This window comes from Streptomyces sp. NPDC051183, assembly GCF_040682455.1.
Lineage (GTDB): Bacteria > Actinomycetota > Actinomycetes > Streptomycetales > Streptomycetaceae > Streptomyces.
Genome location: NZ_JBFBBA010000086.1, coordinates 1 through 11,092 on the forward strand (window position 1 = coordinate 1; position 11,092 = coordinate 11,092).

Genomic DNA, 11,092 nt, shown 5'->3' on the forward strand with positions numbered 1-11,092 from the left:
CAGGACGGACGCGTCACCGGCGTCCGCGTTCACGGTGCCGGGGCATAGGGAGCCGCCGGAGATCCTGGGCGCGGTGAAGGGCCGGTTGACGTAGTCCCACCGCACCCGGCTGTGCAGCATCCCGGGCTGAATACCCAGATCCTCGGCCGCCTCCGGAACGGGCTTCCCGGTCTCTGGCCCAGTTTGCCGACCATGCACGGAACTCAGCGTGGCCGATGGGCTCCCCGGATGCCATGCGCCCAGCTGCACCACCGTTCAGGGTCTGCCCTGCAGGAGGGGGAGATGCAGTGGGTGCGTGCTGTAGTGGTGAGGCGCCCCCTGCCTCGGGGGATGTGGGCAGGGGGCACCAGTCTCAAGAGGCGGCTAGTGCCTCGGTGGGCGCCAGACGTGCGGCTCGTACCGCGGGGTAGAAGCCGGCGAGGCCGCCGATGATGATGGTGGCACCGACTCCTCCGGCCATGGCCCAGGCGGGTACGACGGTGGGCCAGCCCTGGTAGGTGGCGTAGCCCGCCGTGACTGCTATGCCCAGGAGTACGCCGCCAGCGCCGCCGAGGGCGGACAGAAGCAGGGATTCGCACAGGAACTGGGTGCGGATCTGGCCGCGGGTGGCCCCTAGCGATCGGCGCAGTCCGATCTCGGCCCGGCGTTCCAGTACGGAGATGACCATGGTGTTGGCAACGCCGACACCGCCGACGAGGAGTGCTACGGCGCCGAGCCCGAGGAGGAGTCCGCTGAGGGTGTCATCGGTGGCTGCTTTGGCGGCGAGGGCGTCGGATGGCCGGGAAACTTCCACCGAGCTGGGGTCTTCGGGGTTGGCGGTGGCTCCGAGCACGGCTTGGACGTCGGTGACGGCCGCGCCGTCAGCCCGGGTGTAGATGGTGGTGGGGTAGCCGTCGAAGTCCAGTTCGCGTTGTGCGGCTTCCCAGCCGACGAAGGCGCCGGAGTCGAGTTCGGGGGCCAGTTCGTTGGGATTGAGGATGCCGACGACGGTGAACCACTGATCCCCCAACCACACCTGGGTGTCGGGGTCGGCTGTAGAGACTGCGAGCTGTTGGGCTGCCTTGGTGCCCAGGACGACGGCCGGGTACTTGCCGGTGGCGGCGTTGAGCCACTGTCCGGTCGCGGTGTGCGAGCCCACGGTTGCGGGCAGGTCGGTGCGGGCCGCGTAGACGCCGATGCCGCCGGTCTCCTGTTTGGGGATGCGGTCGCTGCGGTAGACCTTGGCGTCCGTCTTGCCGACGGCCGACACGGATTCGACGGCGCCGATCCTGGCGACCATGTCGACGGATTCGTCGGGCAGGTGTGCGTCGCCTCCGCCGAAGGACTGCCCGGGCGAGACGGTGAGGAGGTTGGTGCCCAGTGCGTCCAGTTTGCGGTTGAGTTCCTCGCTGGAGGAGGTGGAGATGCCAACTACGCCGATCATCGCGGCGATGCCGATGGCGATGCCGAGGGCGGAGAGGAACACGCGCATCGGGCGGGAGCGCAAGCCGGAACCGCCGACCCGCAGGACGTCGGACGGGCTCAGACGGGCAGCCTTCGGGCGGGGCCTAGGGGGGGCTGATGTGGTCATGTCCCTGCCCTCTCGAAAGCCTGGTCCGCCAGGGCGGAGTCGTGTTCGATGTGCCCGTCCTTGATGCGGACTTCACGCGGCAGGGATGCTGCGATGTCACGGTCGTGGGTGATGATCACGACGGAGGTGCCGGAATCGTGCAGTTCGTGCAGGAGTTCCATGACGACCGCGCCGGAGCGGGAATCGAGTGCGCCGGTCGGCTCGTCGGCCAGCAGCAGCGGCGGATCGCCGAGGACGGCGCGGGCGATGGCGACGCGTTGCTTCTCTCCGCCGGACAGCTGATGGGGCTCGTTGTGGAGGCGGTGGCCCAGGCCCACCCGGCGCAGGGTCTGCTCCGCGAGCCTGCGCCGTTCGCTGCGGGGTTTGCCGCTGTAGAGCAGTCCGTCGGCGACGCTGTCGAGTGCGGGGACTCCGGGGGCGAGATGGAATTGCTGGAAGACGAATCCGATGGTGTCGGCGCGCAGCGCGGAGAGTTCGCGGTCACTGAGGGCGGCGATGTCGTGTCCGTCGATGGCCACGGTCCCGGTTGTGGGCCGGCTGAGTGTGCCGATGATGTTGAGCATGGTGGATTTGCCCGAGCCGGAGGGTCCGACAACGGCCAGGAGTTCGCCGCGCTCGACGAGAAGGTCGGCGCCCGCGAGGGCGGCGACATCTCCGTAAGTCTTGGTGACGCCCGTCAGTTCGATGACCGGCGGGGCTGAGGTGTTCACTTTGGTACTCCTACGGCCAGGCCGGCGGTGACGCCCTGGCCGGAGACTTCCACGAGTCCGCCGGCGAACATGCCGAGCTCGACCGGCAGGTACTCGATGCCCTTGGCGCCTACGGTTTCCAGGGCGTAGCCGCCCTCGCGCAGGGCGACCAGAGCGTTGATCGGTACCGCCAGGACGTCCTTGCGGGTCTCCGCCTCGAAGGTGACGTCGACGGGGGCTGCCTGGTAGCGGCCCAGCTTGCTCTGGTCCTTGACCTCGAGTTTGACCGGGAGCGTGGCATCTGCTGAATTCGCCGATCCTGTGGACCCGGCGGCGTTTCCGGTGGCCGGAGCGGCGGTGGCCGCGGTGCCGATGTTCTCGACGGTGGCATCGACCTTGGTGCCGTCGGGAAGTTTGACGGTGGCCTTGGTCCCGTCGTCGACGAGGTCCTCGAACTTCACCTCCAAGTCGACGGTCACGATGCGCTCGGTGCCGGTCCAGGTCAGGATGTCCCCGCTGGGTGAGCCCCCGGTGGTGGCCTTGACATCGGCCACGCGCCGTTCTCCTGTTGCCACCACTGCATCACCCGGTGAGACGGTGCCACTCTCTTCACGCCCCAGGTCCTCCTGCCACTTCTTGACAGCTGCGGCTGTGGCGTCGGTGAATTCCTCGTCCACGGTGAAGCCGGTGTAACCGAGAGCGGAGAGATTCTCCTCGAGCAGCTTCACGTCTTTGCCCTCGCTGCCCGACTGGATCGTGCGGTAGAGCGGTGTCGAGCCGTACAGCAGCGGGACCTTCCGGTCGTCGAGGCTGTAGACGGTTGCCCCTCGCTTGATGACGTCGCCCTCGGGGGGCAGCCAGGTGAGCACCCCGGTACCGCTGCTTTTGCCTCCGCTGGAGGTCGATCCTTGGGCCGAGGCCGACTCACCGGACGTAGCGGCAGCGGAGGGCGGGGCCTGGACCGCGGTGGCGTCACCGTAGCCGAGGTTTCCGCTGACGGTCTCGGTACGCGTCAGTGAGGTGGTCTCGACCTTCGCGGTCTTGGGCGGGCCGGATGGTGTGGCCGAGGGGCTCGCGCCGCTGTCACCGCCCAGGGCGCCGGTCGCGGCGGCTACGCCTGTAGCCGCGACGATCGCCACCGCGACAGCGATAAGGGACGTACGCAGGGGGCGCCTCCTGCGGCGAACGCCTGTAGGGGCCTGACCGCCGGGGCCGTTCACCTCGCCGGCGTCCAGCGGCACCAGGCTCTCGGTGCTTTCGTGGAGGGTCACTTCGCGCCTCCCATCATGCCGCCGAGGAACTCGCGGCACTCACCCATGGCATCCTGGAACTTGGGGTCGCTCATGTTCATAGCCGACCGGTCGAAGCCCTCGGGGCCGGGATCGTCCATGTCGACGCCGTTATCGCGCATGCACGCGGCGAACTTCTTCATGTTCTCCAGCTGCGCGGCGTCCGGGTTTCCCTGGCCCCCGCGGTCCTTCATCGCCTGCGGTGCCTTGTCCCGGCAGGCTTCCATTGCCTTGCGCAGCGCGTCGGAGTTCGCGCCGCCACCCATGACTGACTGCAGGTTCAGCTTTCCGGTCTCCGGGTCGGCGTCCTCCATCTCGACGCCGTTCTCACGCATACAGGCGACGAATTCCTGCGACTGCTCGGCATCACTCTTGTTCACAGCGCTACCGTCGGCGGCACCGCCCTCACCGCTGACGGAGGCCACCTTCGAAGCGCTGGTGTCCGTACCGCCACAGGCCGTCAGCAGCCCCATCGCCACGATCGCGGCGGCCGGCAGTGTCAGTGCACGCACCCTGACTACCCCTCGCATCCTCACCACTCCCTTGATTCCGTAAGCCGTCCGCCCAGGCGCGGCCGGCGCATGGCGATGCTGGCAGCACAGCTTCAGCGGACGCTGGGCCCAACCTCGAAGCCCCCTGGGAATCCGAGGCGATTCAGGGCATCGGCAGGATGGCGCGGAACGTCGCGCCCGTTCCCGGCTGCTGGGCGGCCAGATCCAGTCGGCCGCCGTGCGCGTCGACGATGGCCGCGGCGATCGACAACCCCAGTCCCGCACCACCGCCGGTACGTGCCGGGTCGGCGCGGTAGAGACGCTCGAACACGTACGGGGCGTGCCCCGGTAGCACACCCGGGCCCGAATCGGCGACCTCGATCACAGCGGCAGGCCGGTCGGCGTGCTGCAGGAAGCCCGCGGACGCCACCGCCGGACCCAGCTCGTCAAGGCGCCTGGAGCCGATCCGTATCGTGATCTGCGCGCTGGGCGGGGTGTGGCGGTCGGCGTTGGCCAGAAGGTTGCCGAGCACCTGGCGCAGCTGCAGCGGATCACCCGTGACGGTGAGAGGCTCGATCAGCCTGCCGGTTTCCTCAAGGTCGAGGATCCGTAGGACACGGCTCGTGGAGCGGGCGTGCAGGGCGCGTGCCACATCCAGGGTGAGTTCCAGGACGTCGACGGGCAGTCTCTGCGGCTCGCGCTGCTCGTCGAGCCGGGCGAGCGTCAGAAGGTCTTCCACGAGCACGCCCATGCGTGCTGCCTCGGCCTCGATGCGGCGCATCGCGTCCACGGGGTCGCCTCCGCGCCGGGAGAGCTCGGCGAAGCCGCGGATGGACGTCAGGGGTGTGCGCAGTTCGTGTGAGGCGTCCGCGAGGAAGCGGCGCAGCTTCTGTTCCGATGCTGTGCGGGCCGCGATCTCGTTCTGCACGCGGCCGAGCATGGCGTTCATCGCCCCGCCCAGTCGGCCCGGCTCGGTGTGGGGGTCGGCATCCGATACCCGCTGGGAGAGGTTTCCTGCCGTGATGAACCCGGCGGTGGCCTCCATCCGGGTCAGCGGCCGCAGCCCGACTCGGACCAGGTACGCAGCCCCAGCCCCCAGCAGTGCGAGAGCGCCGGCGACGACGGCCGCGTCGATCAGCATGAGCCGCTCCGTCGTCTGCTCCACCTGGGCCAGCGAGACGGCCGTGACGATGTACCCGCCGTTCTCGAGGCCGGTGGTCGGCTCCACTGGCTTGACGACAGCGCGCCAGTCGGCGCTGCCGCCCTGACCGGGGATCGTGAACGGCCCACCGGTGTGTTCGGACAGTTCACCGGCCGCCGGGAGGATGGGACCGGCCTGCGGGGAGGCTTCCGGATACACGGCCCGCTCCCCGCCGCCGTCGTACACGTAGATCCGGGAATCGCCGCCGAACACCCCGGACAGGAACGAGTCACCTGGAGGCTGGACGGGGCCACTGTCCAGTGCACGGTGGGAAAGGCTGTTCACCAGCCGTTGTTGCTGCCCTCCCATCGCGGGAATCGACAGCTGCCGGTCAATCCGATCGACGAGGTACGAGCGCAGCAGGATCACCCCCGCGGTGTTCGCGGCGATGAGGGCGAGAGCGGTCAGACCCGCGCTGACCACGACAAGGCGCGAACGCAGAGTCCAGTGTCGCCACCGGCGCATCACCGTTCTCCGCGCGGCAGGCGCAGCGTGTACCCCACACCCCGGACGGTGTGGATGAGCTGCGGGCCCGTGGAGTCGAGCTTCTTGCGCAGGTAGTAGATGTATGATTCCACGATCCGGCTGTCGCCGCCGAAGTCGTAGGACCACACCCGGTCCAGGATCTGCGCCTTGCTGATCACCCGTCCCGGGTGTTCCAGCAAGAAGCGCAACAGGTTGAACTCCGTCGGCGACAATTCGACGAGCCGGCCTCCTCTGCGTACCTCGTGCCGGTCCTCGTCCAGCTCCAGGTCCGCGTAGCGCAGCACCGGGTCGGGCGCCGCATGAGGGTTCGTCCCGGTGGCAGACCCCGTCCGGCGCAGAATCGCACGGATCCGCAGGATGATCTCCTCCAGGCTGAAGGGCTTCGTCACGTAGTCGTCGCCGCCGGCCGTGAGCCCCCTGATCCGGTCGTCCGTCGAGTCCCGGGCCGTGAGGAACAGCACCGGAAAATCCTGCCCGGTCGCCCGCAGCCGTGTCGCGACCTCGAACCCGTCAAGATCGGGGAGCATCACGTCCAGAACGATGAGATCCGGCTGAGCACGCTCGGCGGCCGTCAGGGCGTCGAAGCCGGTCGCCGCCGCGACGACGTCGAAGCCGACCAGCCGCAACGTCTGGGACAGAAGATCACAGATGTTCGGCTCGTCGTCGACGACCAGCACGGTGGGCCGGACAGGCACGGATTCAGTCATGTTTCATCCGTATCGCACCAATCTCAAAGGAACCTGAGAGCTGGCTGCACGTTGTACTGGAGATCACCGGCCCAGGCCGTGGGTGGACCAGGGTTCCGCACGTGACGGCTGGGAGAGGTGACGAGCGTCACCGTGCGCTTGCTGTGGAACCGATGGCTGCCGCGGCGGCCCGGGCTGCGGTCTCAACGAGTGCTATGCCGTCCGCCTGAGTGCGGCTGCCGTCGGAGAGGACGGCGATGACGCAGTCACGGCCGTCGACCTGCGCGCGGCCGATGCTGTTGATGTCCCAGAGACCGGTCGCGGTGCGGGGAAGCCAGCCGTTTTTCAGGGCGGCGCTGGAATCGGCTACGGAGACACCCCAGTCCTGACCGACCGCAACTCGCTCCATGAGGGACTCGATGAATTCCCTGTCCGCTGGGAGCAGGACTGACTCGGTCCCGAAGATCGCGTCGAGGAGTACAAGTTGATCTTCGGCTGTGGTCTGGGTCAGGCCCCAGCGCCCGTCCTGGCCAGCGGATGTGGCGGTCAGCCCAATGCGTTCGTTGGCGGCATCCAGGCCTGCCGCACCGCCTATGGCATCCCACAGAACGTCGGTCGCCGCATTGTCGCTGTTCTGGATCATGTTCGCGGCCCGTGTGCGTTCACGCGAGGTCAGCGTACGTCCACCATCCCGGGCCTGAAGCAGCAACGTGGCCAGGATGTCGACCTTGACAATGCTCGCGGTGTCGTATTTACCCCTTCCGAACACCCCGCGCTCACCCGATTCCAAGTCCATGACCGCCACCGAGATCCGCAGGTCGCGGGTCGGTGCCGATCGACTGAGCTCAGCCGCCAGCAGATCATCCAAGTCAGCCTCCGGCGGGCGGGCCTCCGGGGCTTCGGCGCTCGGGACGGGTGTAGGTGTCGCGGCGGAAACCCCAGACAGGGCAGTCGTACGCCCGGACGGATACCCGAGCTTCCCTGTACCGATAGCGACGAAACCGATGAGCGCAGCGACACCAGTCACGATGAGGAGCCGACCACTTCGTGTGAGGCGGCCTGGGCGTCGGCGAGATCCTGATCCAACCATGCCGCGACGCTACGAATCACAGCTGTGGGCACCCTGTGAGGTTGATCCCGGGGAGTGGACACCGGGTTTCATGCGGCGAGTGACAGCGTACGTGATGTGATCAGTTGCTGTTCGAACTCGGCTGGTGTGAGGTAGCCGAGGGCGGAGTGCCGACGGCGCCGGTTGTAGTGGCTTGTCCCACCGGCTCTACTTGATGATCCACGTCAACCGGATCGGCCTCCCTGCTTGCGGTGTAGCAGGGGGGCCGATGGCCGGGAAGGATTTTAGTTGACGGTGAAGACGGTGTCGCAGCGGTCACGTACGTAGTCGTTGTGCGTCGCGATGACGACGGCGCATCCCGCGTCGCTCATCCCGCGCAGGATGTCGACGACCATGATGGTGTTGGCGTGGTCCAGCGCGCCGGTGGGTTCGTCTGCCAGGACGATGGCCGGCTGCTTGACCATGAGCCGGGCGAGAGCAACGCGCTGTTGTTCACCACCGCTGAGGTAGTGGATCTTTTCCTTCTCCCGTCCGGCGAGTCCTACGCGTTCGAGGGCTTCGCTGGTGGTGACACGTGCGGTGTTCTTCGATGTCCGCTGGGGCTTGACCGCGGCTTCCAGGTTGGCGGCGACGGTGGCATTCTCGATCAGGGCGTAGTTCTGGAAGAGGTAGCCCAGTACGTCGCGGCGGAACCGCCGGGTCTGGCGGGGGTTGAAGCGGGTGATGTCTGTTCCTTCGTGCAGGATCGCGCCCTTGCTGGGTGCCTCGAGGAGTCCGAGGCAGTTGAGGAGGGTGGACTTTCCTGATCCGCTGGGTCCGATCAGGGAGAGCATTTCGCCGCCCTTGACCGTCAGGTTGACGTCCGTCCACAGAGTCCGGGGGCCGAAGGACTTTGAAAGCTTCTTGATGTCAATCATGCTGTTGCTCCTGCTGCTCGAAGGGGTGTGGGCGGGGATCATCCTTCGGTCGCTCCTTCCTTGACGATGCGCCCGTGGAAGGCTGCCAGGGCGAGCAGGACGGCACCGACCTCGATCGCGACCAGCCCGCCGGCGAGGGCCATGTCCAGTGTGCTGAGCTGCGCCGCTGCGGTGGGTGCGGGCATTCCCATGGCCTTGAACTCTTCTAGGTCCTGGTTCTGCTGCCAGACCTGGTAGGGCAGCCAGCCAGCCAGGAGGATGGCGAGCGCTCCTTCTACGGCGAGGACTGAGCGGTGGTTCGCGGTGAATTTCCAGCCGCTGATGTGCCTGACGAAGATGGCCTGGGCGTTCTTGCGCGAGTAGACGATGCACACGCCGACGCCCGTGATGACGAGCACGATCACGGCTACTGCGAGGTTGAACAGGTGCAGCCTGAAGTCATTCACGGCGTCACGCATCTGCAGAGCCGCGTTCTGGCCGATGGGCCTGATGGCGATCACGTCGCTCTGCAGCTTGTTCGCCTCGATGCCGGTCTGGATGTCGGCGGGGTCGGGGAAGACGACTCCGCCCTGAGTGGCGAACGAGGTGTAGGCGTTGTCAGTGAGGTAGGCCGAGCCGTTGGGGATCACGAGGAGGACTGGATCGGTGACGATCGAACGGTCCTCCTTGGCGTTGAGGGCAGCTGTGTGTGCCTGGTCTCCGGGGTTGTAGCCGAAGACACGCTGGCCGCTCTTCGCAGGGAAGGACTCCACCTGATCCAAACGGATGCGCTGCGGATCTGCTGGGCTCAGGATGCCCGGGACCTGCTCGGCGAGAGTGGAGGTGTGCTGGGCGAGAGACTCCGGCACGATCAGCTTCAGTTGCTGGCCAGCTGCGGCTTTGCCGTTCCGGGGCGCGGCCGTGTACCGCTTGCCGGCCGGATCGAGGACGGACTGCTCGGTGAGGAAGGTCTCATTGACGATGAGCATCTCGCCCTGGGGCAGCCCGGAGCCGGGGGCGATGTCGCGGAGCTCGCGTCGTCCGGCAACGATGAGGTCGCCCTTGGCGTCGCTGCGGCGCAGCCATCTGCCCACACGCTCTTGCATCGGCTTGATCTCGTCGTCAGCCAGGCTGCCGTTGAGACGGATAGCCGACGTGTCGCCGACCTTGGCGTACACCTCGCGGCTGTCTTGGCGGGCCAGAACATCTTGGCCCGCCAGGACGGCCGAGGTGGCGATGCTGAGAGCGAGCAGGAGCGCGGGGATCCGAACCAGGTAGGCGGAGACAGATGCTGCGCGTGCGGGCAGCTCGCCCTTGAGCGCGCGAAGGACGTCGGTCCGGAATGTGAGGGCGAGCATGCCGGCGTGGGTCGCCAGGATCAGAACGATCAGCAGGCCGGCGACGGCCAGCGTCGCCGAAGTGAACAGGCCCAGCCATGCCAGTTTGTTGTAGAGGCTGAGGAGTATCAGGACCAGGGCGGCCACCGCCGTGGCCGCGATCGCGGCGAACCTGGTGAGCTGTCGCAGATCGCGCAGGAGGATGCCGGTGAAGGATTTGCCCTGCAGGCGGAGCACTCCGTAGGACTTCGCGTTGAGCAGGACGCTTGCGCCGGTCATCGTCATGGCGGCGAGAGCTACGACCAGGAGAGACAAGCCGAGTACTGAGTCGGTGTAGAGGGGTGCAAGTTCCTCGACGGAGAGGGGATGGTGCGTACTGGCTTGGAGGCCGAGGTCCTTGAACTTGGCGACCAGTGCGTCCGCGGAGCCTGAAGGCCCGAACACGTAGTAGTAGCCCCGTGGATCCCGCTGCCCGATGTTGGCGAGCTGGTGCACCTTGGTCTGGTAGTCCCGGCCGAAGGACGGGTAGCCCTGCTGCAGCCACGAGGTGACCTCTGAGCGCGGGTCGCCGGAAGCGGCGTACAGGTGCCGAAGACCGTCGGGGTCCTTGAGGTCGGGTACTTCGCGGGCCACGGATATCTGGTGATCGGCGACGAACTTCGCGATTTCACGAGCGACTTGTGAGCCGCTGGTCGAGTCGTCGGAATCCAGTACCCAGACCACAGCTGAGTGGCCGAGCACCCAGTCCTCGTCGAGTCCGCGCACGAACAGGAACGCCACCAGTGCGGAGAACGCGAAGACGGCGGCGTAGATGAATTTGATACCTCGGTGCAGCATCGACTACCTAGGCTGAGAGTGTGGGGGATTTGTGCGGTAAGGCGGCTATCGCCGGTTAAAGCCGAAGAGCCCGACTGCCGGAGGGCCGATGTACGGACCCCAGGTAGTCGGGCGCGGCTACGGATAGATCCGCAACTCTAGGTGTCAGCCACAGCTGGAGCGGTAGTAGGACTCGTTGCCCCAGGCCGCCTCAGCGGCAGACGCGAAGGAGGTGATGCCGGCCTTGACGTCGCCGCTCTGCGCGAAGTACTTGCCCTTAACGGACGAACCGTGGCACTTCTTGTCGTGGTAGAAGTTCGAGTAGACCTGGTCGTTGCTGTTGGTGCCGTAGCTCCACTTGCCACCGCTGACCTCTACGGTCTGTGCCATCGCGGGGGTGGCGAGGCCCAGGACGATGACGCCGGCCGCGACGGCGGCCTTCAGACGGTTGCTGACCTGCATGTTTGGCTCCATTCCTTGGCCCGATCCACTTCAAGATCGGGAACGAGCCCCAATGATGCAGAGACCTAAACCCAAGATCAACGCAAAAAATTGGTATGGC

At 66.9% G+C, this 11,092-nt stretch carries 10 protein-coding genes and 1 pseudogene; all 11 read right to left on the minus strand.

Translation table 11 applies throughout. The features are described 5' to 3' along the window. Positions 1–352: 352 nt before the first annotated feature. On the minus strand, positions 353–1,570 hold the full coding sequence (locus tag AB0M99_RS36710; protein WP_365928437.1) for an ABC transporter permease: 1,218 nt from the start codon (positions 1,568–1,570) through the stop codon (positions 353–355). After that, positions 1,567–2,280, minus strand: coding sequence for an ABC transporter ATP-binding protein (locus tag AB0M99_RS36715; RefSeq protein WP_365928439.1), 714 nt, complete (start codon positions 2,278–2,280; stop codon positions 1,567–1,569). The genes AB0M99_RS36710 and AB0M99_RS36715 overlap by 4 nt, the downstream gene beginning before the upstream one ends. Continuing rightward, positions 2,277–3,530 carry a peptidoglycan-binding domain-containing protein gene (locus AB0M99_RS36720; protein ID WP_365928441.1) on the minus strand — a complete coding sequence of 418 codons (1,254 nt, stop codon included), beginning with the start codon at positions 3,528–3,530 and terminating at the stop codon, positions 2,277–2,279. The genes AB0M99_RS36715 and AB0M99_RS36720 overlap by 4 nt, the downstream gene beginning before the upstream one ends. Next, complete coding sequence (locus AB0M99_RS36725; protein WP_365928443.1) at positions 3,527–4,060, minus strand: hypothetical protein; 534 nt, start codon at positions 4,058–4,060, stop codon at positions 3,527–3,529. Before AB0M99_RS36725 ends, AB0M99_RS36720 begins: the two co-directional genes overlap by 4 nt. Positions 4,061–4,202: 142 nt before the next feature. Continuing rightward, positions 4,203–5,705, minus strand: coding sequence for an ATP-binding protein (locus AB0M99_RS36730; RefSeq protein ID WP_365928446.1), 1,503 nt, complete (start codon positions 5,703–5,705; stop codon positions 4,203–4,205). Further along, positions 5,705–6,433: a response regulator transcription factor gene (locus AB0M99_RS36735; protein WP_365928448.1), complete on the minus strand. Its 729-nt coding sequence runs from the start codon at positions 6,431–6,433 to the stop codon at positions 5,705–5,707. The genes AB0M99_RS36730 and AB0M99_RS36735 overlap by 1 nt, the downstream gene beginning before the upstream one ends. Positions 6,434–6,560: 127 nt before the next feature. After that, the gene (locus tag AB0M99_RS36740; RefSeq protein ID WP_365928450.1) at positions 6,561–7,280 is read right to left on the minus strand and encodes a serine hydrolase; all 720 of its coding nucleotides are present in this window, start codon (positions 7,278–7,280) and stop codon (positions 6,561–6,563) included. Between the two features lie 290 nt (positions 7,281–7,570). Beyond that, positions 7,571–7,675: pseudogene (locus AB0M99_RS36745) on the minus strand (IS3 family transposase); the annotation flags it as partial. Between the two features lie 90 nt (positions 7,676–7,765). Further along, positions 7,766–8,398, minus strand: coding sequence for an ATP-binding cassette domain-containing protein (locus tag AB0M99_RS36750; protein ID WP_365928452.1), 633 nt, complete (start codon positions 8,396–8,398; stop codon positions 7,766–7,768). Positions 8,399–8,436: 38 nt separating this feature from the next. Continuing rightward, on the minus strand, positions 8,437–10,551 hold the full coding sequence (locus AB0M99_RS36755; RefSeq protein ID WP_365928454.1) for a hypothetical protein: 2,115 nt from the start codon (positions 10,549–10,551) through the stop codon (positions 8,437–8,439). A 144-nt stretch (positions 10,552–10,695) separates the two neighbouring features. Beyond that, on the minus strand, positions 10,696–10,992 hold the full coding sequence (locus tag AB0M99_RS36760) for a lactococcin 972 family bacteriocin (RefSeq protein ID WP_365928457.1): 297 nt from the start codon (positions 10,990–10,992) through the stop codon (positions 10,696–10,698). Positions 10,993–11,092: the final 100 nt, after the last annotated feature.

What these genes read in the sequence shown, in the direction of transcription:
- AB0M99_RS36710 (WP_365928437.1), bottom strand. Translation starts at nt 1,570, where the DNA reads ATGACCACATCAGCCCCCCCTAGGCCCCGCCCGAAGGCTGCCCGTCTG.
- AB0M99_RS36730 (WP_365928446.1), bottom strand. Translation starts at nt 5,705, where the DNA reads ATGCGCCGGTGGCGACACTGGACTCTGCGTTCGCGCCTTGTCGTGGTC.
- AB0M99_RS36735 (WP_365928448.1), bottom strand. Translation starts at nt 6,433, where the DNA reads ATGACTGAATCCGTGCCTGTCCGGCCCACCGTGCTGGTCGTCGACGAC.
- AB0M99_RS36750 (WP_365928452.1), bottom strand. Translation starts at nt 8,398, where the DNA reads ATGATTGACATCAAGAAGCTTTCAAAGTCCTTCGGCCCCCGGACTCTG.
- AB0M99_RS36755 (WP_365928454.1), bottom strand. Translation starts at nt 10,551, where the DNA reads ATGCTGCACCGAGGTATCAAATTCATCTACGCCGCCGTCTTCGCGTTC.
- AB0M99_RS36760 (WP_365928457.1), bottom strand. Translation starts at nt 10,992, where the DNA reads ATGCAGGTCAGCAACCGTCTGAAGGCCGCCGTCGCGGCCGGCGTCATC.